General features: G+C 63.5%; 24 protein-coding genes. 11 read left to right on the top strand and 13 right to left on the bottom strand.

Annotated features, from left to right (window positions below):
* Nucleotides 1-3: 3 nt before the first annotated feature.
* From LPA34_RS03200 to LPA34_RS03215, 4 genes are all read right to left on the bottom strand, one after another.
* Nucleotides 4-906: a carbohydrate ABC transporter permease gene (locus LPA34_RS03200; protein WP_228974846.1), complete on the bottom strand. Its 903-nt coding sequence runs from the start codon at nt 904-906 to the stop codon at nt 4-6.
* The gene (locus LPA34_RS03205) at nt 906-1814 is read right to left on the bottom strand and encodes a carbohydrate ABC transporter permease (protein ID WP_228974847.1); all 909 of its coding nucleotides are present in this window, start codon (nt 1812-1814) and stop codon (nt 906-908) included. The genes LPA34_RS03200 and LPA34_RS03205 overlap by 1 nt, the downstream gene beginning before the upstream one ends.
* Before the next feature lie 8 nt (nt 1815-1822).
* Nucleotides 1823-3073, bottom strand: coding sequence for an ABC transporter substrate-binding protein (locus tag LPA34_RS03210; protein WP_228974849.1), 1251 nt, complete (start codon nt 3071-3073; stop codon nt 1823-1825).
* 66 nt (nt 3074-3139) lie between these two features.
* Nucleotides 3140-4519, bottom strand: a complete 1380-nt coding sequence (locus tag LPA34_RS03215) for a GH1 family beta-glucosidase (protein WP_407672512.1) — start codon at nt 4517-4519, stop codon at nt 3140-3142.
* Between the two features lie 321 nt (nt 4520-4840).
* On the opposite strand from LPA34_RS03215, the gene LPA34_RS03220 reads away from it, so the two are divergent.
* Nucleotides 4841-4981: a hypothetical protein gene (locus tag LPA34_RS03220; RefSeq protein ID WP_176954112.1), complete on the top strand. Its 141-nt coding sequence runs from the start codon at nt 4841-4843 to the stop codon at nt 4979-4981.
* 135 nt (nt 4982-5116) lie between these two features.
* Here the strand turns inward: LPA34_RS03220 and rarD are convergent, their stop codons facing one another.
* A complete protein-coding gene (gene rarD / locus LPA34_RS03225; RefSeq protein WP_228974855.1) occupies nt 5117-5998 on the bottom strand; it encodes an EamA family transporter RarD in 882 nt (293 codons plus the stop codon).
* A 303-nt stretch (nt 5999-6301) separates the two neighbouring features.
* Here rarD and LPA34_RS03230 point away from each other — a divergent pair, with 303 nt between their 5' ends.
* Nucleotides 6302-6700: an RcnB family protein gene (locus LPA34_RS03230; RefSeq protein WP_228974858.1), complete on the top strand. Its 399-nt coding sequence runs from the start codon at nt 6302-6304 to the stop codon at nt 6698-6700.
* A gap of 239 nt (nt 6701-6939) precedes the next feature.
* Here the strand turns inward: LPA34_RS03230 and LPA34_RS03235 are convergent, their stop codons facing one another.
* Complete coding sequence (locus tag LPA34_RS03235) at nt 6940-7779, bottom strand: helix-turn-helix transcriptional regulator (RefSeq protein ID WP_228974860.1); 840 nt, start codon at nt 7777-7779, stop codon at nt 6940-6942.
* Between the two features lie 102 nt (nt 7780-7881).
* On the opposite strand from LPA34_RS03235, the gene LPA34_RS03240 reads away from it, so the two are divergent.
* From LPA34_RS03240 to LPA34_RS03250, 3 genes are all read left to right on the top strand, one after another.
* The gene (locus LPA34_RS03240) at nt 7882-8775 is read left to right on the top strand and encodes an SDR family oxidoreductase (protein WP_228974863.1); all 894 of its coding nucleotides are present in this window, start codon (nt 7882-7884) and stop codon (nt 8773-8775) included.
* Between the two features lie 393 nt (nt 8776-9168).
* Nucleotides 9169-9480, top strand: coding sequence for a high-potential iron-sulfur protein (locus tag LPA34_RS03245; protein ID WP_228974864.1), 312 nt, complete (start codon nt 9169-9171; stop codon nt 9478-9480).
* Nucleotides 9481-9544: 64 nt separating this feature from the next.
* Nucleotides 9545-10762, top strand: coding sequence for a tellurite resistance/C4-dicarboxylate transporter family protein (locus LPA34_RS03250; RefSeq protein WP_228974866.1), 1218 nt, complete (start codon nt 9545-9547; stop codon nt 10760-10762).
* Nucleotides 10763-10843: 81 nt separating this feature from the next.
* Here LPA34_RS03250 and acs read toward each other — a convergent pair whose 3' ends face one another.
* Nucleotides 10844-12784 (bottom strand): acetate--CoA ligase, encoded by a 1941-nt coding sequence (gene acs, locus LPA34_RS03255; RefSeq protein ID WP_228974869.1) that lies wholly within the window; start codon nt 12782-12784, stop codon nt 10844-10846.
* Nucleotides 12785-12865: 81 nt separating this feature from the next.
* Nucleotides 12866-13444, bottom strand: a complete 579-nt coding sequence (locus LPA34_RS03260) for an acetate uptake transporter (protein WP_228975314.1) — start codon at nt 13442-13444, stop codon at nt 12866-12868.
* 557 nt (nt 13445-14001) lie between these two features.
* Between LPA34_RS03260 and LPA34_RS03265 the strand changes: the two genes are divergently transcribed.
* Nucleotides 14002-14460, top strand: coding sequence for a hypothetical protein (locus LPA34_RS03265; protein ID WP_228974871.1), 459 nt, complete (start codon nt 14002-14004; stop codon nt 14458-14460).
* Between the two features lie 42 nt (nt 14461-14502).
* Here the strand turns inward: LPA34_RS03265 and LPA34_RS03270 are convergent, their stop codons facing one another.
* Nucleotides 14503-15960, bottom strand: coding sequence for an NCS1 family nucleobase:cation symporter-1 (locus LPA34_RS03270; protein WP_228974873.1), 1458 nt, complete (start codon nt 15958-15960; stop codon nt 14503-14505).
* 392 nt (nt 15961-16352) lie between these two features.
* Here LPA34_RS03270 and LPA34_RS03275 point away from each other — a divergent pair, with 392 nt between their 5' ends.
* Entirely contained in the window at nt 16353-17045 is a 693-nt protein-coding gene (locus tag LPA34_RS03275; RefSeq protein ID WP_228974875.1) for an NnrU family protein, read from the top strand.
* A gap of 291 nt (nt 17046-17336) precedes the next feature.
* On the top strand, nt 17337-18125 hold the full coding sequence (locus LPA34_RS03280) for a sulfite exporter TauE/SafE family protein (protein WP_228974877.1): 789 nt from the start codon (nt 17337-17339) through the stop codon (nt 18123-18125).
* 43 nt (nt 18126-18168) lie between these two features.
* Here the strand turns inward: LPA34_RS03280 and LPA34_RS03285 are convergent, their stop codons facing one another.
* Together LPA34_RS03285 and LPA34_RS03290 are read right to left on the bottom strand one after the other, a co-directional pair.
* Nucleotides 18169-18417 (bottom strand): hypothetical protein, encoded by a 249-nt coding sequence (locus LPA34_RS03285; RefSeq protein ID WP_228974879.1) that lies wholly within the window; start codon nt 18415-18417, stop codon nt 18169-18171.
* Between the two features lie 100 nt (nt 18418-18517).
* Nucleotides 18518-18865: a BON domain-containing protein gene (locus LPA34_RS03290; protein WP_228974881.1), complete on the bottom strand. Its 348-nt coding sequence runs from the start codon at nt 18863-18865 to the stop codon at nt 18518-18520.
* A 544-nt stretch (nt 18866-19409) separates the two neighbouring features.
* On the opposite strand from LPA34_RS03290, the gene LPA34_RS03295 reads away from it, so the two are divergent.
* The 3 genes from LPA34_RS03295 (at nt 19410) to LPA34_RS03305 (ending at nt 22879) form a co-directional block, all read left to right on the top strand.
* Nucleotides 19410-20891, top strand: a complete 1482-nt coding sequence (locus LPA34_RS03295) for a TAXI family TRAP transporter solute-binding subunit (protein ID WP_228974884.1) — start codon at nt 19410-19412, stop codon at nt 20889-20891.
* A gap of 184 nt (nt 20892-21075) precedes the next feature.
* Complete coding sequence (locus tag LPA34_RS03300) at nt 21076-21723, top strand: 2-hydroxychromene-2-carboxylate isomerase (protein WP_228974887.1); 648 nt, start codon at nt 21076-21078, stop codon at nt 21721-21723.
* Between the two features lie 199 nt (nt 21724-21922).
* Entirely contained in the window at nt 21923-22879 is a 957-nt protein-coding gene (locus tag LPA34_RS03305; protein WP_228974889.1) for a LysR substrate-binding domain-containing protein, read from the top strand.
* Between the two features lie 85 nt (nt 22880-22964).
* On the opposite strand, the gene xdhC is transcribed toward LPA34_RS03305, so the two are convergent.
* The gene (gene xdhC / locus LPA34_RS03310) at nt 22965-23594 is read right to left on the bottom strand and encodes a xanthine dehydrogenase accessory protein XdhC (protein WP_228974890.1); all 630 of its coding nucleotides are present in this window, start codon (nt 23592-23594) and stop codon (nt 22965-22967) included.
* Between the two features lie 11 nt (nt 23595-23605).
* Nucleotides 23606-25987, bottom strand: coding sequence for a xanthine dehydrogenase molybdopterin binding subunit (gene xdhB / locus LPA34_RS03315; protein ID WP_228974892.1), 2382 nt, complete (start codon nt 25985-25987; stop codon nt 23606-23608).
* Nucleotides 25988-25993 lie beyond the last annotated feature (6 nt).

A 25993-nucleotide genomic window follows, 5' to 3' on the forward strand; every position in this document is an offset into this window, starting at 1 on the left:
GCGTTAGCCCTTGACTGCACCGGAAGCAATACCGCGAACGAACCAGCGGCCGGAGATAAAGTAAATCGCGAGCGGCACCATCGACGTGAGTATCGTCGCGGCCATGTTGACGTTGTAGAGCCGCTCGCCGGTTGTCGTATTGATGATGTTGTTCAGCTGCACGGTCATCGGCAGGTTCTTCGTGCCGGCGAATACGAGACCGAGAATGAAGTCGTTCCAGATGCCGGTGACCTGCATGATGATCGCGACGACGATGATCGGCACCGACATCGGCAGCATCAGTTGCAGGAAGATGCGCCAGAAACCGCCGCCGTCGATGCGCGCCGCCTTGAAGAGCTCGAGCGGAATCGACGCATAGTAGTTGCGGAACAGCAGGGTCATCACGGGCATGCCGAAGATCGTATGAATCAGGACGATGCCCGGCAATGAACTGAAGAGATGAACGCTTGCCAGCACGCGCACCAGTGGATACACCATCACCTGCACGGGAATGAACGCGCCGACCAGCAGGATCGCAAACAGCACGCCCGCGCCACGCGGACGCCAGAACGACAGCGCATATCCGTTCACCGCGCCGACGAAAATCGACAGGATCGTACCTGGCACGACGATGCGCACCGAGTTCCAGAAACCGACCCGGATGCCGTTGCAATCGAGACCCGTACACGCGGACTGCCATGCGGTGCTCCACGGTTCCAGCGTGAAATGAACCGGCAAGGCGAGCAGGTGGCCAAGACGGATCTCCGACATCGGCTTGACCGACGTCACGAGCATCACGTAAAGCGGCAACAGGAAAAACAGCGCGGCGCTCAGCAGGAACGCGTAGACACCCACGCGCGGGGGCGTAAAGCGTGAGCGCCGCCTGACAGCGGGAGCAGCAGGAAGCGTGGGATGGGACACGTTCATCAAACGTCCTTGCGCAAGGCGGCGCGGCTACGCACATAGAAGAACGGCGCGAGAATCGCGAGCACTGTCGTGAGCAGCACGATCGAGGCCGCCGAAGCGAGCCCGATATTCGCACGTCCGAACAGGTAGTCCATGATGAATTTCGCGGGCACTTCGCTGGCCGTGCCGGGACCGCCCTGTGTCATCGCGACCACCGCATCGTAGAGTTTCACGACCATCACGAACAGCAGGACGAACGCAGTTGAAACCGACGGCCCGAGCATCGGCACGACGATGCTTGCATAGACACGCCAGCGCGGAATGCCGTCGATGCGCGCGGCTTTCCAGATTTCGTCATCGATGCCGCGCAGGCCCGCCAGCAGGAGCGCCATCACGAGGCCGGACGCCTGCCATACGGTCGCGATGACGAGCGTATAGATCACATAGTCCTGGTCGACGATCCAGTCGAAGCGGGCATGCACGAACCCAAGCTTGTGCAGGACTTGCTGAACCCCTAGCTGCGGATTCAGGATCCACTGCCACACCAGCCCGGTCGCGACAAACGACATCGCATACGGATACAGAAACACCGTGCGCAGCGCGCCTTCCGCAACAACCCGCTGGTCGATGAAGATCGCGAGCAGCAGACCGATCACCATGCACGCGACGATAAAACACGCGCCATAGATCACGATGTTCTGCAGCGACAACAGCCAGCGGTCGTTGTGAAAGAGCCGCACGTACTGCGTCACGCCCGCGAAGTCACCCGAAGGAAACGTGCGCGAATTGCTGAGCGAAACACGCGCGGTCCACAGCATCGTGCCCAGGTACGCGAATGCAACCGTGAGCACCATCGGTATCATCGCGACCCAGGCAGCCAGCGGGAACCGCCTGCGTCGCAAGCGGGGTTGCAATGTCAGCGCGGCCATCGCGGCCGTCAGCTCTTGAGCGCGCCGGCAAACGCCTTTTGCGCATCGTCGACCGACTGGTTCTTGTTCCAGAAGTTCGTAACGACGTCCGTCAGCGCGCCTTGCACGTCAGGCGGTATCAGCATTTCCGGATTCGGCAGCTGGCGCGATTTGTCCTTCATGATCGCAATGCCCTCTTTCGCGCACATGTCGAGCGACGTCTGATCGACATCGGGACGAATCGGAATCGAGCCTTTCTTCGCGCTGAACGCAACCTGCGCCTGCGGCGATGTCATCACCGTGGCGAGCAGGTTCTGCGCCTTGATCGCCGTCGCGTTGTCGGTCTTCGGGAAGACGAACACGTCGCCGGCCACCATGTACGGCGACTTCGGACCAAAACCCGGGAAGCAGCCGAAGTCTTTCCCCGGCACCTGCTTCGCCGCCGAGAATTCGCCCTTCGCCCAGTCGCCCATGATCTGCACGCCGGCCTTGCCCGAAATCACGAGCGCGGTTGCATCGTTCCAGTTGCGGCCCGGCGAGCCCGGATCGACGTAGTTATGCAGACGCTTGAACGTGGTCATCACGTTTTTGAACGCAGCCGAATTGACTGCGTTCTGGTCGCGATCGCGATACACCTTCAGATACAGATCCGTGCCGCCGACATCCGCAAGCACGGCGTCGAACGTGATTTTTTCCTGCCACGGCTGACCGCCGAGCGCGAGCGGAATCACGCCAGCCGCCTTGAGTTTGTCGAGGTCGCCAAGGAACTCGTCAAAGGTCTTCGGCTCACCGGCAATACCCGCCTTCTGGAAGGCCGGCTTCGAATAGAAGAACCAGTCCTGCATGTGAATGTCGACGGGCGCCGCGTAGAAATGCCCGTTGACCTTGATGCTGTTCAGGATCGACTCCGGAAAGATCGCGTTCCAGTTTTCCTTCGCGGCCACGGTGTCGACGTTGTTCAGGAGACCCTGATCGATCAGGTCATGAAACTGCTTCGACGTGTTGAACTGGGCCGCCGTCGGTGGATCGCCACCGACGATGCGGTTGATCGCCGTGGAGCGCGCCTGATCGGCGCCGGCTACCGCGTTATCGATCCATTGCCCGCCTGCCTTGTTATACGCATCGGCGAACTGGCGGATCGCGGCCGATTCGCCTCCCGACGTCCACCAGTGAATCACGTTGGCCTTGAGCGGCTCGGCGGCCTGTACGGCCTGCGTTGCAAAACCGCCCATCGCAATGGTCGCGACGATGCAGGCGAGTACCTTTCTTCTACTGTTCATTCCGTCTCCTCCAGGCTTTGCGCCCGTGTTTCCAGACCGATACAGGGACAACCGGATATAACCCGCTCAAGCGCGTGCGGCGCGCTCCTTCAAAAACTTCGCGATCAGTTCCGCACTGCGCTTGAAGGTGCGCTTTTGCGTATCGTAGTCGACATGCACGATGCCAAAGCGGCGCTCATAGCCGAACGCCCATTCGAAGTTGTCCATCAGCGACCACACGAAGTAGCCACGAATATCCACACCTTTTTTGATCACTTCATCGACAGCGGCAAGGTGGCGCTTGAGAAACGCAATACGCTGGGCGTCGTCGACGCGGCCATCGATCACATTGTCGTCCGACGCCATGCCGTTTTCCGTAATGTAAATGGGCGGCAGCGCGGCGTAGGTTTCGTTAAAGCCGGTCAGCAGATCGCGCAGGCCGTCCGGATAGACCTCCCAGCCCATCTGCGTGCGCTCGACGCCTTCCAGCGGCACTTCCGTAAAGCCGTGCGCGCCATCGCTCTTCACGTTCGTGCGAAAGTAATAGTTGATGCCGAGAAAATCGAGCGGCGCGGCGATCGTCTTCATGTCGCCCTGCAACACGAGCGGATCGGTGCCCGGCCACAGTTCGAACAGATCTTCCGGGTAAACCCCCTTGAGCAGCGGATCGAGAATCCATGCGTTGTGCTGCACCTCGAAGAGATGCGCGGCGCGCCGGTCGGCCGCACTGCCGGAGTTCGGCGTGCCGCGCCCGATGTTGGCAACGATACCCTTTTGCGAAACCGGATCGTTCGCACGCAGCACCGGAATCGCCATGCCGTGCGCGAGCAGCAGATGATGCATCGCCTGGGTCGCAAAGCGGCCGTTCGCCAGACCCGGTGCGTGATGGCCGTTGCCATAGCCGAGAAACGCCGAGCACCACGGCTCGTTTAGCGTCATCCATGCATCGACCTGGCCCGCGAGTTCACGGCTCATCAGATCGGCGTAATCGGCAAAGCGGTACGCCACGTCGCGATTGAGCCAGCCGCCGCGATCTTCCAGATGCTGTGGCAAGTCCCAGTGATACAGCGTGACGAACGTCTTGAGGCCCTTCTCCTTCAGGCGTCCCAGCAGGCGCCTGTAGAAATCGAGACCTTTCCGGTTAGGGCGGCCGGTTTCGTCCATGACGCGCGGCCACGCAATCGACAGCCGGTACGCATCGACGTTCAGCGCCGACAGCATGTCGAGATCGCTTTCCCAACGGTTGTAGTGATCACAGGCGACGGCGCCCGTGTCGCCCGCCAGCACCTTGCCGGGAAGCGCCGAGAACGTGTCCCAGATCGACGGCAAGCGGCCGTCTTCCTGTGCGGCGCCTTCGATCTGGTACGCGGCAGTCGCCGCGCCCAGCAGGAAATCCTTGCGCCAGAGCGCGGAATCGGACGGCGGCGAAAACACGTCGTCAGCGAGAGCGGATATGTCGTTTGCCACGGATTCTCCTGCACGCATTCGTTTGGACAGATCGTTGCGGGGCGCGAAGTGGAAGCGCTTCCACAAACGTGCAAACGATAGCAGCGCTTAATTCATCGCAGCAATCAGGGTTTGCCTTTAGGACGCGCCCGATGCATAGGGCGTCACCTTTAGCCAGGATTCGCCAGAACATTTTCGGAAAGTGCGTTTGAGCAAACCGCGCTTCACCGGACAATGTCTTCATGGCCGCAAAAATGCTGCGCGACAGCAACGCTGAAACAGCGCACACTCACGAGACGCTAGAACCATCTGGTCAGCGATACACGCAACGGGAGTAGCGTCATGGCAAAAGGTCAACTACGCAGCAATCGCGAAGTCAAAAAACCCAAACAGGCGAAAAAGACCGCACCGGCTTCGACACCTTTCGGCTCGACACCGATCAAGGTAGCGCCCCACGTCGCCGAAGCGCAGAAAAAGCGCTGATTCATCGCATGACCGGGCGGCTGCGCCGTCCGGGTTTCGCGAACCTCGCTCGACGTTCGCACCGCACTCCCTGCTTTTAGCGCATCGTTTCCCTTCCGCGAATCGTCACGCAGACAGCGCATGCCAGCGTGAACGCTACGTTACGCGCGCCGGAAACCTCGCGCGCCACACGCCTTCGAGCGAATACACCGCCAGCGCGATCCAGATCGCTCCATAGCCGATCAACTGCGTGCCGCTAAACGGCTCGCGATAGATCGCCACGCCGATCAGCAGTTGCAGTGTCGGCGTCACATACTGGATCAGGCCGAGCATCGAATAGGGAATCCGTCGCGCGCCGGCCGCGAACAGCAACAGCGGAATCGCGGTGATCGGCCCCGCCATCGCAAGCAGCACCTGAACGCCCCACGAGGCGCTGACAAAAGCGTTGTCGCCACGCGCGGCCAGCCACGCCAGATACAGCACCGCGACCGGAAAGAGCAGCACGGTTTCAAGCGTCAGCCCTTCGAGCGCGCCGAGCTTCGCGGTCTTGCGCAGCAACCCGTAACCCGCGAAGCTCACCGCGAGCACAAGACTGATCCACGGCAAATGCCCGTTCTCCCAGGTAAGCCATACGACGCCGGCGGTCGCGATCGCGACCGCGAACCACTGCATGCGTCGCAGGCGCTCGTTGAGAAACACGAGCCCGAACAGCACGTTGATCAGCGGATTGATGAAGTACCCCAGACTCGCCTCGACGATATGGTCGGCGTTGACGGCCCAGATATAGATGCCCCAGTTCGACGACAGCAGCACCGCGCTCGCCGCGAAGCGCGCAAGCAGACGCCGGTCGCGCAGCACCGGTCCAAGCCAGCGCCAGTGCATGCGCAGGGTCAGCACGATGAAGAGAAACAGCATCGACCACACCATCCGGTGCGCGAGCATTTCGAGCGCGGCGATCTGATGCAACGACTTGAAGTAGAGCGGAAACAGGCCCCACAACGTGAAAGCGAGAAATGCGCAGGCGACGCCGGGATTCATTTTTATCGGACTTGCTGATGAACTGCGAAGCTGAGGACTCCGCTTGTCGACGAATATCCGGACGACGGGCGTCCGGACGGGAAATGCCGCTTCCGGTAACCCGGCACACGGGTATTGAGGCAATCACGCATGGTTTTGGCGAACACGCGTTCTTATGACATTATTTGCCAGCGCAGATGTTGCGAACGTCGATGAACGAACCACGTCGCGCGGCCAGACAATCGACACGCAGCCGGCGCTTCACGACAGACACACCTTTCAAACGCCAAACTGTTATCGGGCCATTCTCCTAAAGGCAAAGTCATGAAGTCGATAATCGTCGCACCTCTTTTGATCATTTCGCTACTCGGCGCGCCCGTTGCCGTTTTTGCGCAGCAACACGAGAACAATCACGGCGGCCAGCCTTCGCACGGCAAACCCAATCAGGGTCACGACCAGCATGGGCATGGACATGGTCACGCGCCTGCCCCGCGCGAGGCGGCCATGGGAGGGCCGGGCGGTCCTGTTCCCCACAACGACTGGCACAAGGGTGAGCGACTCCCGGCAGAGTACCGCGAGCGTAATTACGTTGTCGACAACTGGCACGAGCACGGCCTGCAGGCACCGCCGCGCGGGTATCAGTGGGTCGGCGTGAACGGAGACTATGTACTCGCCGCCATCGCGACGGGTGTCATTGCAAACGTCCTGCTGTCCGGGCACTAGTCGACCCAACCGGAATCGACTGCTTTCCTTACGAAGAAGCAACCTTTCATTCTGCGGATTGAAAGCAAGGTGGCCCGTCGTTACGGGCCACCATCCTGCTTGCTGTGTCGCGAACCGGCGTATGCGGCGCCTGCCGTTGACAGATTTCCCCGGCCAGCGACAGTCCCAGGCTTTCAGCCGATATTGATGTTCGCGTCGTTTTACATTTTCCCGGCGAGAACGCGGACGCCATGCACGAATCACCGAAACGTTGCGGACCGGGATTCGATCAGCGACCTCACCCGTTCCACGTCGGCTGGCGTTGCCGGGTTGTAGACCACCAGACTGAGATCGGGCCGGCCGTCGACGGCGAAAGCTGAATATTCGAACGCGATCGTACCGGCAACCGGATGCCGCAGGTGCTTGACTCCCTCACCGTGAGCGCGGACGTCATGGTCGCGCCACATCACCTCGAATTCCGGGCTCAGCCGGCACAGTTCGTCCACCAGCGCGGCCACCTGGCCCGTGGCCCCGGCACGTGCGGCATCCGCCCGGAACGCCCCCACCACGAACCGGGCCGCGCTCTCCCAATCGAACTGCGCGGCGCGTACGCGCGGGTCGCAGAAGACGAGGCGCAAGACGTTGCGCTGCTCCGGCGCGAGCACGCCGTAGTCGATGAGCGCCGCGGTGGCGGCGCGGTTCCAGGCGACCACGTCCCAGGTGGCAGTCTTGATCAGGGCGGGACTGGGTTCCAGTGCGTCGAGTACGCGTTGCAGCCGCGGCGTAACCCCTTCGCTTGCCTGGTATCGGACCTCCGGCGGGCGGCCGAGGCCAAGCAGAAACAGGTGCTCGCGCTCGACGTCTGTCAGCAGCAACGCCCGCGCGATGCGCTCGAGTACGTCGGCCGATGGGGCACCACCCCGGCCCTGCTCCAGCCAGGTGTACCAGGTCGCGCTGACGTTGGCGCGCTGGGCGACTTCTTCACGCCGCAGCCCTGGCGTGCGCCGACGGGTCAACGTAAAGCCGAAGGTCGCCGGATCGAGTTTCGTGCGGCGGTCCTTCAGGTAGGTTCCAAGCAGTTTGTCGTTTGCAGCCGGCATTCGTATCCTGTTAACCGCTATACCCGTATAACGTCACTACTTTACCCCGATAGCGTACGCGCCAAGAATCACTCCCGTCTACTTTGGTTCGGGAGAATGTCCATGAAAGTTTTTGTGACCGGCGCAACCGGCTTCGTCGGCTCCGCAGTCGTCAGGGAATTGATCGATGCGGGGCACAAGGTGCTCGGTCTCGCGCGCTCCGATAGAGGGGCTGCGTCGCTTGTCGCGGCAGGGGCCGACGTGCATCGCGGTTCGCTCGAGGATCTCGACAGCCTGCACCGCGGCGCGCTCGCGGCGGACGGCGTGATTCATATGGCCTTCAACCACGACTTCTCGAAATTCGCCGGGAACTGCGAGACGGAACGGCGCGCCATCGAGGCGCTCGGCGCCGCGCTCGAAGGCTCCGACCGGCCGCTCATCCTCACCTCCGGAGTGGCGCTCCTGGCACCGGGCCGCATCGCGGACGAGGCAACTGTACGCGCTCCCAACTCCACGTTTCCGCGCTCTGTCGAAGAGATAGCGGTCTCGCTGACGGCACGCGGCGTGCGCGCCTCCACGGTACGCCTTGCCCCATCGGTGCACGGCGACGGCGACCACGGCTTTGTTCCAGGGCTCATCGCCATCGCACGCGAGAAAGGCGTTTCGGCCTATGCAGGTGACGGACTCAACCGCTGGCCCGCAGTACACCGTCTCGATGCGGCCCATCTCTACCGGCTCGTTCTTGAAAAGGGTCACGCCGGTGCGCGGTACCACGCGATAGCCGACGAAGGCGTGCCGTTCAGGGAGATCGCCGGCGTGATCGGCCGCCGCCTGAACCTGCCGGTCGTTAGCCAGCACCTGGAAGAAGCGAACGAGCACTTCGGCTGGTTCGCGCTGTTCGCGACAGTGGACATTCCCGCCTCCAGCCAGCGGACGCAGGAACTGCTGGGCTGGCGGCCAGTCGGGCCGGACCTGCTCACCGACATCGACCAGCCCGGCTACTACGTGCATTCGTGATGTTCGACAGCGAGAGAGGTGGCGGGCATGAAGGGTAAATGCAGCAGCTAGCCAGCTATCTGAATCAGGTTGCGCTTGAACGGGTCAAGCATGGTGCGTTGGCGCGTCACGCCCTGGCGTGAAACATGCCCCTGGTCGCCCGTACCACGCACAGATATACATCACATCGTGATACAATTATCATGGCATTGGCACTATCCAGCCAATGCCAGCGAAATCACAAAACTTACTGATTTCAAGGCACGCGAAGCGCCAGCAATCCAGTTATTTCATCGGTGGGTATGGCGTATGCTGCCCGGTCGTTCATGGACCGACAGGATCCAGTCACCGTGACCGGACAAAGGGTGACACACCTTGCACCCGTCGGCTCCATTTTCTACAGGAGCCCATGTCATGGCCTTCTCCCGCCGGCGTTTCATGATCCTTGCCGCATCCGTCGCATCAACGACGGTTCTTTCCACTGAGTCGCGAGCCGACGCCCCGTTGCTTGCCGAGAACGATCCGACCGCACAGGCACTTGGCTACAAGGCAGATGCCGCGAAAGTGGACAAGACTAAATTCCCCCGCTATCAGACTGGGCAGACCTGCGCCAATTGCCAGCTGTATCAGGGCAAACCGGGCTCGATGACAGGCCCCTGTCCAACCTACGGCGGCAAGCTGGTTTATGCAAAGGGATGGTGTAACGCTTACGTGAAAAAGGCCTGAATCCGGCGCACCGATGCCGGGCCACATGCAGTCGAATCGGGTTGCATGAGTGGATGAGTAATCCGTGTCGGCCGGAACGGTAACTCCGCCGGCAGTGCGTATCGATGCCCATCAGGCATCGCCGCGGGCCGATCGGTGTCCGGATGTTTTCCTCCCGTTTGTCCCCGGGGTCAATCCGGCCCCGAGCCATATCGAATACCAGCGAAGAGTCGAGGTGCGCGCAGGCGTCAGGGAGCAACGAATGTCGACGTTCGATCCTGGTCAATCCTGGCTGCGGGAATTTCCACCAACGGCCTTCGCGATGGTCATGGCGACGGGCATCGTCTCGATCGCGGCGCATCTCACCGGCTACGACGTCGCAGGATGGATCCTTCTCGGCATCAATGCCGTGGCCTGGCCCGTCCTGCTTGCGATTACGCTATGCCGGCTTCTGCGCTATCCGCGCGCGGTGCATGCCGATATCGTCGATCACGGCCGCGGGCCCGGGTTTCTCACGCTCGTCGCGGCGACCGCGGTGCTCGGCAGCCAGTTGTCGATCTGTCACGTCCTGCCACAAGCGTTGCCGTGGCTGCTGGGTCTCGCGGCCGGGCTCTGGCTCGTCGTCGCGTATACGTTCCTCGCCGCAATGACCATCGGGCAAAGGAAGCCCGGCCTGCACGCCGGACTCAACGGAACGTGGCTGCTGCTGGTCGTCGCCACCGAGTCCATTGCGGTCCTGGCGACGGCCGTCTCACCGATCCACGGCGCCTCCGTGCCGCTCGACCTGCTGGCGCTCGCGGCGTGGCTGCTCGGCGGCATTCTGTACATGATGCTGATCACGCTGATTTTCTATCGATGGTGCTTCGTGCCCATGAGGGCAGCGGACCTCACGGAGCCGTGGTGGATCAACATGGGCGCGATGGCCATTACCACGTTCGCCGGCAGCCGTCTCATTCTGGCGACGCACAATCCGGCGGGTTGGCCGGGCGACGGCCAGCTCGTGCTGCAGATACTGACTACCGGGTGCTGGGCCATGGCGACATTCTGGATTCCCCTGCTCGCGGCCCTCTTCATCGAGAAGCACGTCATCATCGGCGATCCGGTTCGCTACACGGTTGCCGAATGGTCCGTCGTCTTTCCACTGGGCATGTACTCTGCCGCCACCTACGCTTATGCCGACGCCGCCCACCTTCCATTTCTCGTCAACGTGGCCCGGATCACCGTGCTGATCGCCTTCGCGACGTGGATTCTGGCCGCGATCGGACTGCTGCGCTCGGCGCTCAGATCGGTCAACGGAAAATGACGGACCGTATCGGGACCGTCACACTGTCACAACCGGTCGCGTCGTCCTGTGGGTCCGGGGCTTTGGTTGATTTTCCCCGCTTCAATGCGCTATCCGGTGATCGATCAGTTCCTTGACGACACGTGGATCCGCCAGCGTGGAGACATCGCCCAGATTGTCGTAATCGCCATCGGCGATCTTCCGCAGGATGCGACGCATGATCTTGCCTGAGCGTGTCTTCGGCAGCACGGGTGCCCACTGAATGAAGTCAGGGCTGGCGATCGGGCCGATTTCCTTGCGCACGAGTGCCACCAGCGCGTCGCGCAACACCTCCGCCGGCTCGACGCCGACCTTGAGCGTCACATAGGCGTAGATGCCCTGCCCCTTGAGCGCATGGGGGTAGCCGACCACTGCCGCCTCGGCAACGTCGGGATGCGTCACCAGCGCGCTTTCCACTTCGGCGGTACCCAGCCTGTGCCCCGAAACGTTGACGACGTCGTCGATCCGTCCGGTGATCCAGTAGTCGCCGTCCGCATCGCGATAGCAACCGTCGCCGGTGTAGTACTTGCCTTCGAACTGGCTGAAGTACTGCTCCCGCATCCGGTTCGGGTCGCCGTACACGTAACGCATCTGGCCGGGCCAGGAATCGAGCATGCACAGGCTGCCGGTACCCGCGCCCTCGATCACCTCGCCCTTCTCGCCGACGAGCGCGGGCTGTATGCCGAAGAAAGGCCGCGTGGCCGCTCCGGGTTTGAGCGTCATCGCGCCAGGCAGCGGCGCGATCAGAATGCCGCCGGTTTCCGTTTGCCACCAGGTGTCGATCACGGGGCACCGTTTCTCGCCGACGACTTCGTAATACCACAACCACGATGCCGGATTGATCGGCTCGCCGACCGTGCCCAGCAGACGCAGCGACTTGCGCGAGGTCTTCCTGACCGGCGCGTCTCCGTCGCGCATCAACGCGCGGATCGCGGTGGGTGCCGTGTAGATGATTTGCACCTGATGCTTGTCGCACACCTGCCAGAATCGTGAGCTGTCCGGATAGTTCGGGACACCTTCGAACATCACCGTGGTCGCGCCATTGGCAAGCGGGCCGTAGACGATATAGCTGTGTCCCGTCACCCAGCCTACGTCGGCGGTACACCAGTAGACATCGCCATCGTGATAGTCGAGAACGTACTGGTGCGTCAGTGCGGCGTATGTCAGATAGCCACCGGTGGTGTGCACGACGCCTTTGGGTTTGCCCGTGGAGCCCGAGGTGTAGAGGATATACAGCGGATCCTCTGCATTCATTTCCTCTGGCGGGCAATCCGCTGAGCTCCGACTCATCAGATCCTCATACCAGTGATCGCGGCCTTCACGCCATTCGATCTTGCCGCCCGTACGCCTGACCACCACGCACGTGTCGACCTCGGGGCATTTCGCCATCGCCGCGTCGGCATTTCCCTTCATCGATATCGCGTTGCCGCCTCGCACGCCCTCGTCGGCCGTGATGAGAATGGTGGAAGCACAGTCCTTGAGACGGTTTGCAAGCGCCTCGGGGGAGAAACCGCCGAACACCACGGAGTGAATTGCGCCGATGCGCGCGCACGCGAGCATCGCAACGGCCGCCTCGGGGATCATCGGCATGTAGATGGTCACACGGTCGCCCCGCTTGACGCGGAGCGATTTCAGCACGTTGGAGAACTTGCAGACTTCCGTATGCAGTTCGCGGTAGGTAAGGGTCCGGCTGACAGTGGGATCGTCGCCTTCCCAGATGATGGCCGCCTGATCGCCGCGCGTCCGCAGATGGCGATCGAGGCAATTGCTGCAGGCGTTCAGCGTACCGTCATGGAACCATCGGATGTGCAGGTCGTCGCTGGCAAATGAAACATCTTTCACCTGTGTGTACGGCCTGATCCAGTCGAGACGTTTGCCCTGCTCGCCCCAAAAACCCTCCGGGTCTTCTGTCGAATGGCGGTACATCGCTTCGTAACGGGCCTTGTCGGCCCATGCATTCTTTGCCCAGTCCGCCGGCACAGGAAAGATTTGATGCTCAGACATGGCTTCCTCCTTCAGGACGTTGCGCTGCCATGCCGGCGGCGGAGGCGCCCGTGGGCACGCTGCCCCGCCGGCGCCGAACCGCTACGCTACTTGTGGATGGGGTTCCACGTAGGGGTGTGTGGGCAGCACGACACGCCCGAAGCTTTCATTGATGACCATCGCAGCCGACGCGTAGAACGCCAGCAAGGCCGTAATCAGCCCCGTATAGCCGCCCAGATGCGTAGCGAGAACGGACCCCGTCCACGCTCCGATCGCCAGCAGGAGATAGGTGATCCAGAGGGCAAGGAACACGACCTGCACGGACGTACTGGTGTGCATGGAGCCAATCCACATATAAAACGTAAACACGCCCCACACCAGCAGATACCAGCCCACGAACGCTTCGGGCACCTTCGTGCCGAGGAACGCGACAAACAGGGCGAAGGACCACCAGAACGCGCCATAACTGAGGAATGCCACCATCCCGAGCGTATTGCCGCGCGGAAATTCGAGCACGCCCGCGATCATCTGCGCCGTGCCGCCGAAAGCGAACGCCAGTGCCAGCACCAGGCCCAATGCGTCGGCATTGAACCAGCCTGCGTTGACCATGCTGAGCATCCACGTCGTGAATGCAAACCCGGCGAGTCCGAGCGGCGCCGGATTGGAAAGTTTGCCACCCATCATTTGCCTCCGTGGTCATTGTTTCCGATTGCCATATGTCGAGCCATCCGCGGCGGCGCTACGGGCACCCCGGTCGCCGATGTACTCAATCGCACGCGCGGTCACGACACGGTATCTGCTTCGATGCCCCCGTTCGCAGGCTGATTCCGGCTGTTCACCGGAAATCCACCCGCAAGCCAGGCACAACCACGGCGCCATTGCGTCCCGCGTTGCTTCCCGTGATAACAACGATGAGGCTCATGTTCATTATAGTATTTATATCACGTTGTGACATAAACTTCGCATGACCTGCTCATGCGAGCGTCCCGGCCGGATTTCCTGGTTCGCGACTGTATTGCGGGTCAGGTCGTGGGGCATCAGGCGGCGGTTCACCGCGCGGACAGATTTGTATGAGGAGACGCAAGCCAGGTTCGCAGGACTCGGGGTCAACGGGTAATCTGAAAACGTCATCGAGCGCGCAAGTGCGTGTAAATTCGAGGCCAGTGGTTTCCGGTCCGCCACCGCGTCTTCGAATCGGTCGTCATCGGAATCGGTCTTACTGTCTTGCAGGAGCCGGTATGAGCACGAAGCACAGCAAGAAAATACATCTTGAAGCCGCGGCGTCACATCACGAGCAGGCCGCGCGGTATCACCGCGCGGCATCGCGGCATTTCGAGCCCGGTCAAGACCATGCCCACGCCGCACAACCGGCGATGATGGCCCATGGCCACACGTTGCACGCGATCGACCAGGCACACGATGCCGGTGCGCACAGCGCCAGCGCGCCGCCGGTAACACCTGCATCGACCGGCTCAGCCGCAAACAGCGAAACCGTGGCAAAACATCACGCAATGGCAGCGGAGCTTCACGAGCAGGCGGCGCAGCATATGCGCCACGCCGTCAAGCTCTTCGATCAGGACCGCAGCGCAGTCGCCCACGACGCGCAGCTGGCGCTCTCCCTTGCACTGCGCGCCTTGTCCCATGGCAACGAAGCCGCCAGACTGCTTGTGAAGCTCGCTCCCGCCGAAACTTCGTAAGTGAGGCCGTAAGAATTCAAACCGGCAGGAAAACCCTCGACCTCAAGCGCGCGTCGGCGCGACCGCCGAACGCGGCCGCAGCGTCGCCATGATCAGGTACATGCCGCCGCCGATCGCCACACCGAAAAACCACCCATAGGTATTCCACCAGACCGGCAGCAGATTGGTGAAATCAGGCAGGAAAGTCGAAAAGACGCTGCCGATAGCCGCGGAAACCAGCGCGTTGATGTTCCAGCCGCCTTCGTAGCGGTACTCGCCGTGCTCCTGGTAGAGCGCCGCGACGTTGATGTTGCCTCTCGCCACCAGGTAGTAGTCCACCAGAATGATCCCCAGTAACGGGCCCATCGTGGAGCCGATCGCGTTGACGAAGTGCGCGGCGTTGCCTTCCCACGGCGCGAACGGATAGAGCACCAGCGCGATGGCCGCGGCGATGTAGCCGCCCTTTTTGAAGCTGATCAGCTTGGGGAACGTATTGGAGATGTCGAACGCAGCCGAGACGAAATTGGCCACCACGTTGATGCCCAGCGTGGCGACTGCGAAAGTCAGCGCCGCGATGAGTGCCAGCACCCAGCTGTCGAACCTGGCCGAGATCTGTTCCGGATGGAGCAGCACTTCGCCGTACACCTTGAAGGCAGCGATGGTGGTGACGCCAGCGACCAGCGAGAACGCGATCAGGTTGACCGGCAGGCCCCACAGATTGCCTTTCTTCACCGCATCGCGATTTTTGGCGTAGCGCGAGAAGTCGCAAAAGTTCAGATATAGCGCCGCGAAGTAGGTAATCCAGGTCGCGCCCACTGCCATCAGCGCCCAGAACGAGCCTGGCTCGCCGCTGACGCCGACGTCCCGGGTCTTGTCGAGCAGCACGTTCATCGGAATGCCATGGGTGAACGAGAAGCCGCCGGCCTTGACGCACAGGCCGATCGCGAGAATCAGCATCGCGATCCACACCGCCGGACCGGCCCAGTCCTGGAATTTGCGCACCGTCTCCATGCCCTTCTGGATGATGAGCAGCTGCAGCGCCCAGATGATCACGTAGCAGATCACCTCCAGCCGTGAGTGGCCGAGCAGCTGTGGGCCCTTGTGGAACGCCATCAGGCTGTCGCTGCGAATCAGCAGCGCAACCATCGCACCCGAAGCGGCTGCAGTCTGCGCGCCGTACCAGAAACAGGCGACCACGGCGCGCACCAGGGCTGCGAGGTTGGCGCCCCACACGCCAAAGGAGGCGCGCGCCAGCACTGGATACGGCACGCCGGTCTTCTCGCCGGCGTAGCCGATCAGGTTCATGAGCGCGAAGATCACCAGCGAGCTGAGCCCGATCGCCAGCACGAAATTGATAAAGCTGCCGCACAGCAGGAACAGGCTGGCGGCGAGGTAATAGCCCCAGAGGCTGTGCACGTCCGAGGTCCAGACGTTGAAGATGCTGAAGGCGCCCCAGTTGCGCTGCCTGGCGGGCGCGAGATCTTCGTTGTAGAGGCCGGGGGAAGGATTGCGGATTTCCATCTGTCATCTCCTGTGAGTTCGTGGAACTGAGGAAACACCGCCGGACACTCCTGGGTGGAGATGCCCCCGCGTCTGAAGCCAGCTGGCATGCAGGAACTGTATGCAGGTGCGTTGCCGCGTCGTCCCGAATGGGTAAACCCTGACCGGAATGCGCGCCAGCGCAAGCCAGCCGCCCATTCCCGCGCACGATGGACGCCGTCGCAAGTTCGTCGTTGTCGTCCACGTGACCGTCGTACGAAGTTATTATTGCCCGAGCAAAAAAACTGCAACAGGTCGTTACGCGGCTGGATGAACACAGCCTGAAGGACAACGGACAGTAGAAATTCCTGCACCACGCCGTCGACAATGAGCGCATACGGTCAGCCGACGACATGACTTGAGGAGCCGGGCCAATGGAAAGCATCAATGCAGTTGCAGTGGCGGCAGTCGCCTTCGTGGGCAGCCACTTTCTCCTGTCCCATCCGCTGCGCGGGCGTCTGGTCCGTGCAATCGGCGAAGCGGGATTCCAGGGCGTCTATTCGCTGGTGGCGATCGTGACGTTCGGCTGGCTGGTCCTGGCCTACCGGAGCGCGCCCCTGACGGCACCGCTGTGGCCGGCAGGAAACGGGCTCTGGGCGCTCGCGACTGCGGTGATGCTGATCGCGTCGATCCTCCTGATGGGCTCGCTGGTCCGCAACCCGGCGCTGCCCACCGGCGGCCGGCCCGGCGCGTTCCCGGAAACAGCGCGCGGCGTGTACGCGGTGACGCGCCACCCGATGATGTGGTCGTTCGCACTTTGGGGGCTATGCCACATCGCGGTGTTTCCGGTGACGAAGAACATCGTGGTCGCGGCGGCTATCGTCGTCCTCGCGCTCGTCGGCGCCGCATTGCAGGACCGGAAGAAAGAGCGGCTCCAGCCCGATCTCTGGCCCGCATGGGAATCGAAGACGAGCTACCTGCCGTTCGCGGCGATCGCCGCTGGCCGTGCGCGGCTGGGCGGATTCGGCTGGCACGCGCTTTTGGGCGGCCTCGTCGTCTGGCTCGCGGCGACCTGGGCTCATATCCCGGCCGCCGGATGGGCCGCGGGCATCTGGCGCTGGCTGTAGTGTCTGGATGACCGCCTGACATTTCTTTTCCGCAACGGCGGCTGTCTGTCAAAGCCGCCGTCATCCGGCGCATTGCGCGCATCGACCGCTGAATCCCGATATCCGGCACTTTCGCCACGCGGATCCGGCCGGCATTCCGTCGAAGACACATGCGCCGTACGCAAGGCCGCTGGTTTTGCGACAATAGCGGATTCTCGACGCCGCCCGTTCGCGGACATCCACACGGTATTTCGCCCTCGCGGCGATCCGCCTTTTTTCAGACCGCCCACGGTCAGCGAAGCCACGACCTCGATGTCACTACCTCATATCAACCTGCTGTATTCGCTGTCCGGCCTCGGCGTCGGCTTTCTGGTCGGGCTCACCGGCGTCGGCGGCGGCTCCCTGATGACGCCGATCCTCGTGCTGCTGTTCGGGGTTCATCCGGCAACCGCCGTGGGCACCGACCTGCTCTATGCCGCCGCGACCAAGGCGACCGGCACGCTCGTTCACGGCCTGAAGGGCTCGATCGACTGGCGCGTGACGCTGCGGCTCGCGGCCGGCAGCGTACCCGCCGCGACCGTGACGCTGATCCTGCTGCATCGCTACGGCATGGACAGCCAGCACACCAGCACGCTGATCCAGGTCGTGCTGGGTGTGGCGCTGCTGATTACAGCGGTGGCGCTCGTGTTCCGCCCGCAGCTTGCCCGCCTCGCCACGCGCCGCGAACGGCCCGAGGCGCCGCTGCGCACATTCTGGCTGACGGTGCTGACCGGTGCGATCCTCGGCACGCTGGTCTCGCTGACGTCGGTAGGCGCCGGCGCGATCGGCGTGACCGTGCTGCTGCTGCTTTATCCGGCGCTGCCGACCACCCGCATCGTCGGCTCGGACATTGCACACGCGGTGCCGCTCACGCTCCTCGCGGGCGCCGGGCACTGGCTATTGGGGTCGATCGACTGGTCGCTGCTGGCGTCGCTGCTGGTGGGGTCGCTGCCGGGCATTGCGATCGGCAGTTTTCTGTCGTCGCGCGCGCCCGATGCGCTACTGCGCAACCTGCTGGCCGCCACGCTGACGTTCGTCGGCGCGAAACTGGTGATGAGCTGAACACCGGGCGCGCGGACGCTCAAGCCGGCCCGGCGCGCGATCGCTATTTGAAGAACCGGCAGGTCAGATCGGCCTCGAATTCCTTCACCCACTGGCCGACGCTGTCGGCGTGATACGACTGTGCACGGCCGCCATAACGCCGCACGGTCACGAAGCGGCCATGCGCGCCGCTCGTATCGTCGACAAAGTTCGTGATCTCGAACTGGCGCGTCGAAAAACCATACCGCTCGCACGCGAGTTCGAACGCCGCCTGTTCGCCGGTCGGCAGGTCGCTGTCGTCCTGATGTGCCATGTCGCCTCTCCGGAAGCCCGTTCCCACAGTATGCGCTGCCAGGAAGTCATTCTGTTGTCAGGCGCACGGAGTCACTCCGGCGACACGGCACAACATGCGCTTACTGTGCCTGCACCGACAGCTTGTTGGTGACCGACGTCACGCCGGCAACGCCCTTCGCCACGGTACCGGCCTTCTCGATCTGACTCGCATCCGGCACCGAGCCGGTCAGCGTCACCGCGCCGCTACGCGCGCGCACGGCGATGCTCGACACGTTGATGGAGCTTTTGGCGAGCGCCTTGCGCACGGCGAGGCCCAGCGAGCGGTTCACCTTTTTCGCGGATTGCGCGGACGGCGGGGCCATCGTGCCGCTTGCCGCCATCGCGTCACTCGACTGGGCGTATGCGTTACACGCCACCACGACACAGACGACACCACCCAGCGCCTTCAGAAAATCGACCGGTTTCATGACTTCTCCTTTTTTACTTCGGTTGGACCGCATTGACTCACTGCTTCGTTACGACTACGCGCGGCCGGGTCGCGCGGCGTCACGGGACGCGACAGGCGACGGCCGGCTTTGGCTTCGACACGCGGTGCGAGAGGCAGGAGAGGCGATGGCGACGCGAGCCGGCAGGCGGAGCGTTGACCAGACCGCGGCAGCATGACGTGCGCTCCCGGTTCTCTTCTGAACGGCCGGATGGCGCGACGCAGGCGTTGACTGGCTGCGGCGAAATACAATTTAATCTAGCCGCGCCAGAAGCGCAAAGGGTTTTACCGGGGTAGCGCGGTGTCTGTCGTGCGTGTGCCGTTCGCGTCCGGGTCGGGCTCCGGCCACGTGCGGTTCATGCGGCTCATGCGATTCACGATTTGTTACGCGTTTGTCCGGCGTCCAGGTCGCCCCCGCGGTGGTCGGGCCGTCAATCTCATGTACCATCGGCGCGAGCGTACGCCGCCTGCCTGCATTGCGCGGCGTGTTTATTCACTGTCCGTCTGCCCTGCTGCCCCGTCGACCGATGAAGTTTTCCAGAGGCCGTCCCGGCCCCACCGACCGCAAGGCGCCCCGCCTCGTTGCCCGCTTCGTCGCGATCTCCTGGCGCGACCTGGCCGTCACGTTCGGCCCGATCCTGCTGATCAGCGCCGTCGCGATCTACCTCGCCGTGCGCCTGATCCAGCCCGCACCGCCCAATACGCTCACCATCAGCGCCGGCCCCGAAGGCAGTTCGTTCTGGAACGCCGCGCAGAAGTACAAGACAATCCTCGCGCGCAATCACATCACGCTGAACGTGCTTTCGTCGGAAGGCGCGCTCGACAACCTCAAGCGCCTGTCCGATCCGGCCTCGAAGGTGGATGTCGGCTTCGTGCAGGACGGCATCGCGCCGCCTTCGGCGACCAGCGGCCTGATGTCGCTCGGCAGCGTCTCGTACGTGCCGGTCGCGATCTTCTATCACGGACCGTTCGTGCGACGGCTCTCGGAATTCAAGGGTCTGCGGATCGCCGTCGGCGCGGAGGGCAGCGGCACGCGCGAACTCGCGCTCGCGCTGCTGAAGGCGAACGGCATCGCGCCGGGCGGCACCACGAAACTGCTCGCGCTGTCCGGCGACGACGCGGCGCAGGCGCTGATCGACGGCAAGGTCGACGCGGCGTTTCTCACTGGCGACTCCGCGCAGCCGCCGACGATGGCAAAACTGACCCGTACGCCCAACGTGCAGTTCTTCGACTTCACGCAGACCAATGCCTACACGCGGCGCTTTCCGTATCTGACGGCAATCACGTTCCCGATGGGCTCCTTCGACCTCGGCCGCAACCTGCCGGCGCTCGATATCCATACGGTCGCGCCGACCACCGAACTCATCGCGCGCGATTCGCTGCACCCGGCGCTCTCGGACCTGCTGATCGAAGCCGCGCGCGAAGTGCACGGCAAGGCGAATATCCTGCAACGCGCCGGCGAATTTCCGGCGCCGCGCGCGTACGACTTCCCGATCAGCGACGACGCCGCGCGCTACTACAAGTCGGGCAAGAGCTTTCTGTACCGCTCGCTGCCGTTCTGGCTCGCGAGCCTCGCCGACCGGCTGATCGTGCTGCTGGTGCCGATCATCGTGGTGCTGATTCCGGGTCTGCGCCTGGTGCCTTCGCTGTACGCGTGGCGCGTGAAGTCGCGCATCTACCGCTGGTACGGCACGCTGATCGCGATCGAACGCGAATCGTTGGGCGAAACGTCGCCAAAGGACAAAAGGGCATTGATCGCGCGGCTCGACGCGATCGAAGACGCCGTGAACGGTCTCAAGATGCCGCTCGCCTATGCGGACCAGTTCTACGTGCTGCGCGAGCATATCGGCTTCGTGCGTAGCCGGCTCGAGCATCCGCACGAGACGCCCGCTGAAGAGTCTGCCGAAGAGCCCGCCGCCGCTGCGCACGATGCCAGCCGCGACGCTGCGCACGATGACGACTCCACCGCACCGCCACCCTCCCCCTCCACGCCGACGCAGGCCACATGACCGCTACAACGGCCGCCACGGCGCACGGAAACCCGGCCGGACGAAATCCGGACGGGAACCGCACTTTCAGTGTCCGCTGAACAACCGTTCGACGCAGGCAGGCTGCATCCGCGGCCGCGTTTGCGTAAGATCAAGACAAAATTGACGGGCGCGCAGGATCGGCGCCTGAATCCGGGAGACAAACATGACGCATGCCATCGACCCCACGCAACCGCTGTGGTTTTACGACTTTGTCTCGCCGTTCACCTATCTCCTGCTCGAACAGCACGATAAATGGCCGGACATGCCGTTCGTGCTGACGCCTGTCGCGCTGCTCGAACTGTACCGGCACTGGGGACAGCGCGCGCCCGGGACGGCGCCTGAAAAACGCACGTTCATCTACCGGCATGCGCTCTTCAGGGCCGAACAGCTGGGCATTCCGTTCCGGATGCCGCCCGCGCATCCGTTCGACCCGACGAAGGCGCTGCTTCTCGCGACGGCCGCCCAGGCCGACTTCGTCTGCGTACGGGAGATGTTCCGCTTCATCTGGCGCGACGGCCGCGATCCGTCTACCGAGGCAGGCTTCGCCGCGCTGTGCGAGCGCGTCGGGTTGCCGGACGGCCCGGCGATGATCGAACGCGAGGCAACGAAGGAACAGCTTCGCCGCAATACGACCGAAGCGACGAAGCTCGGCGTGTTCGGCGTTCCCACCTTCTGGATGAACAAGCAGCTGTTCTGGGGCGAAGACGCGTTGCCGATGGTGCTGTACTGCGCGCGCACGCCAAACTGGCTGGATTCGAAGGAAGTGAAACGGATCAGCTCGCTGCCGTCAGGGCTGACGCACGCCATCTGAGGTGTGGACAGCTGCGTGGCTGGGCGCCGTGATGCCGGCCATACCGCGCGCGCTATGGCCGGCGCGCCACAAAGGACTAAGGTTACGGGCTACGCAAGGTAACCGGCGCGGTCCTGCCGCAGCGAGTTGCCCGGCGAATCCCCTGCAACCGCCGTGTCGGCCCTGTCGTACCGATACGGCCTGATACGCCTGCCCGCGCATGGACGAAACCACTGCTTCCCTCGATATCTGGCTCGTTCGCGTACTGCGTACGCTGCTCGTCGAGCGCAGCGTCACGCAGGCCGCGTTGCGCCTGAACCAGACCCAGCCGGCGATCAGCACCGCGCTGCGCAAGCTGCGCGAAACGCTGAACGACCCGATCCTCGTGCGCGGCAAGTCCGGCATGGTGCCGACCGAATACGGCGAGTCGCTGCTGGCTTCGGCGCAGCGCGTGCTGCGCGAAGTCGACTTCGTCGCGACGCCGCACGGCGACTTCGATCCGGCGCGCTCGCGCCGCACGTTTCGCGTCGCGGCGCCCGATTATCTGAACGATTTCTTCATGCCGACCGTCATCGCGCAGTTCCGCGAGGCGGCGCCGCATGCGCGTCTGGAAATCGATTCGCTGTATCCGACGCTCGATCACAGCGCCGCACTCGACGCGGGTGAACTCGATCTCGTGATCGGCAACTGGGCGAAGCCGGATGCGCGCTTCGAGAAAAGCGACCTGTTTTCCGACACCGTCGTGTGCATGATGCGCGCGGATCATCCGCTCGCGAACGCGCCGCTCACGCGCGATGCCTACCTGGAAGCCGCGCATCTCGCGCCGACGCCGTACACCGGCGGCAACGCCGGTGCGATCGACGTGGGTCTCGCGAAGGCCGGCGCGCACCGGCGCATCGTCGCGACGCTGCCCTACTTCGGCCTCGTGCCGCAGGTGCTGCTGCAATCCGATCTGATCTTCACGACGACGCGCCGCTTCGCGATGCACTACGCGCACATGCTGCCGCTCGCGGTCGTCGAGGCGCCGATTCCGTTTCCGAGGATCAAGTGCTATCAGATGTGGCATCCGCAGCCGGACCGGCCAAGCGATATCGGCTGGTTGCGCGGCTTGATGGCGCAGGTGTCGGATGGGCTGGTCGCGCGGGGTGCGGGAGGGGGAAGAAAACGCGCTCAGTGAGCACAACGGATACCGCCGGCGGGTGAACGGCGCGATGTGCGATTAGCGTGAGCGGCATGGGCCAAACGCACACGCCGCTCGAAGTTCAGACCTTCTCTAGCTGCGGCAACGAAACGCGCCTGGTTTCACGCGAAGCGGCGTGCGACGTTTCGCAAACAACTGCCATCGCCGCTTCCTGCGAGCGCACCTTGAACAGCTCCGCCGCCACTGCGATCGCGATCGAGGGCGGCGCCTTGTCGACGATGCCCGGCACGCCGATCGGGCAGGTCATCTCGATGAGCCGTTCCGGGCCGACGCCGCGCTCGATCAACCGGCGCTCGAACTTCACGCGCTTCGTCTTCGATCCGATCATTCCAAAGTACGCGAAATCGTGCCTTCGCATGATGCGCGCCGCCAGCGCAAAATCCAGCGCGTGGTTGTGTGTCATCACGAGAAAGTACGCACCGGCGGGCGCATGATCGACGATTGCATCGGGCGTGTCGGTCGCTTCGACCTGCACGTTGGCCGGGACTTCGTCGGGGAAAAGTTCGTCGCGCTCGTCGACCCACTGCACGACACACGGCAGGTTGCCCAGCAGCGAAACCAGCGCATGACCGACGTGGCCCGCGCCGAACAGCACGATGTGCATCGGCGGCAGCGCGGGTCGCGACGCCGCAACGGCGCGGCGCCTGCCGGTCTGAAGCGGAACGCCGGGATTCGTCGCGAACATATGCATTGCTCCTCCCGTTAGCCGCGCCGGTCCGCGCCCGCCGCACCGGCAGCGCGTACAGCGTTGATGGCCTTGAGAATCTCCTCGCTCGTCGCGGGTGCGTTGAGCGGCGGATTGACCTTGTAGTCGCCGACGCTCGCCACCGCGTCGCGGATCGCGAAGAACACCGAGAACGGCAGCAGGAGCGGCGGCTCGCCGACCGCCTTCGAGCGATGAATGCTGTCCTCCGCGTTGCGGTTCTTGAACAGGTTCACGCGGAAGTCCGGCGGCGTATCGTTCACGGTCGGGATCTTGTACGTGGAAGGCGCGTGCGTCATCAGCTTGCCGCCCGCGTTCCACCACAGTTCCTCGGTGGTGAGCCAGCCCATGCCCTGGATAAAGCCGCCCTCGACCTGCCCGACGTCGAGCGCCGGATTGAGCGATGCGCCCACGTCGTGCAGCGCATCGGCGCGCAGCACACGCATTTCGCCCGTCAACGTATCGATCACGACTTCCGACACCGCCGCGCCATACGAGTAGTAATAGAACGGCCGGCCCTGCAGCTTCGCCTGATCCCAGTAGAGCTTCGGCGTCGCGTAGAAACCGTCGGACCACAACTGCACGCGGGCCACATACGCCTTCGAGATCACCTCTTCGAACGGCACGACCGTCCCGCCGACGAGCACGCTGTCGTTCGCGAACCGCACGTTCGCGGCGCTCACCTCGCCCGCGCCGAACTTCTCCGCGGCGAACACGGCGAGGCGCTCGCGCAGCTGACGCGCGGCGTCCTGCGCGGCCTTGCCGTTCAGGTCGGAACCCGTGGAAGCCGCCGTCGCCGACGTATTCGCCACCTTGCTCGTATCGGTCGCGGTCACGCGCACGCGTTCGAACGGAATGCCGAGTTCGTGCGCGACGACCTGCGCGACCTTCGTGTTGAGGCCCTGACCCATTTCCGTACCGCCGTGATTCACGAGCACCGAACCGTCGGTATAGATATGGACGAGCGCGCCGGCCTGGTTGAAGTGCGTCACGTTGAACGCGATGCCGAATTTCACCGGCGTGAGCGCCAGCCCCTTCTTCAGGATCGTGTTGTTCGCGTTGAACGCGCGGATCGATTCGCGTCGCGCGCGATAGTCGCTCGTTTCCTCGAGCTCGTCGATGAGTTCGTGGATGACGTTGTCTTCGACCGTCTGGCCGTACGGCGTCAGGTTGCGTTCGGTCTTGCCGTACAGGTTGCGGCGGCGCACGTCGAGCGAATCGAGGCCCGTCGAGCGCGCGACGTCGTCGATGATGTACTCGATCGCGAACGCGCCTTGCGGGCCGCCAAAACCGCGGAACGCCGTGTTCGACTGCGTGTTCGTCTTGCCGCACTGCCCCGCGATCGAAACGTCCGGCAGCCAGTACGCGTTGTCGAAGTGGCACACCGCGCGCGTCATCACCGGGCCGGACAGGTCGGCGGAGAAACCGCAGCGCGACGTCATGTCGACCGAGACGCCGTCGATCACGCCCGCGTCGTCGTAGCCCACTTCGTACGTGTAGTGGAAATCGTGGCGCTTGCCGGTGACCATCATGTCGTCGTCGCGGTCCGGACGCAGCTTCACCGGACACAGCAGCTTCCACGCGGCGAGCGCCGCGCAGCACGCGAAGAGACCCGATTGCGATTCCTTGCCGCCGAAGCCGCCGCCCATCCGCCGGCATTCGATCAGCACGTTGTGCGAATGCACGCCGAGCACATGTGCGACCAGATGCTGCATTTCGCTCGGGTGCTGCGTCGAGCACCACACATGCATGCCGTCGTCGTCCTTCGGCACCGCGTACGAGATCTGGCCTTCCAGATAGAACTGCTCCTGGCCGCCGAGCGTCATCTCGCCCGCTTCGCGATGCGGCGCGCGCGCGATCTTGCCGCCGGCGTCGCCGCGCGCGAGCTTCATCGGCGGCAGCACGTACGACTGCGCGGCGCGCGCCTGCTGCGCCGTCAGGATCGCGGGCAGTTCCTCGTAGACGACCTGCGCGCGACGCGCCGCGAGCCGCGCAGTTTCGTGCGACGTGGCGACGACGATGAACATCGGCTGGCCGACGTATTGCACGACGCCATCCGCGAGCACCGGATCGTCGTGGATGATCGGGCCGCAATCGTTCGTGCCGGGAATGTCGTCGGCGGTGAAGACCGCGACGACGCCGGGCGTCGCGCGCACCGCGTCGAACGACATCGACACGATTTTCGCGTGCGCCTTCGCCGACAGACCGAGCGCCGCGTGCAGCGTGCCGGCGACGACCGGAATGTCATCGGTGTAAGTGGCGCGGCCGCTCACGTGCAGATGCGCGGATTCGTGCGGACGCGATACGTGGACCTGCGTGAAATCGGCGAGATCCTCGCGCGCCTGGGCGTCTTTCAGGAACGGTTCAGCTTGCTGGTTCATTTGTAT

Origin of the sequence: Paraburkholderia gardini (genome assembly GCF_907164575.1) — a bacterium.
Classification (GTDB): Bacteria; Pseudomonadota; Gammaproteobacteria; order Burkholderiales; family Burkholderiaceae; genus Paraburkholderia; species Paraburkholderia gardini.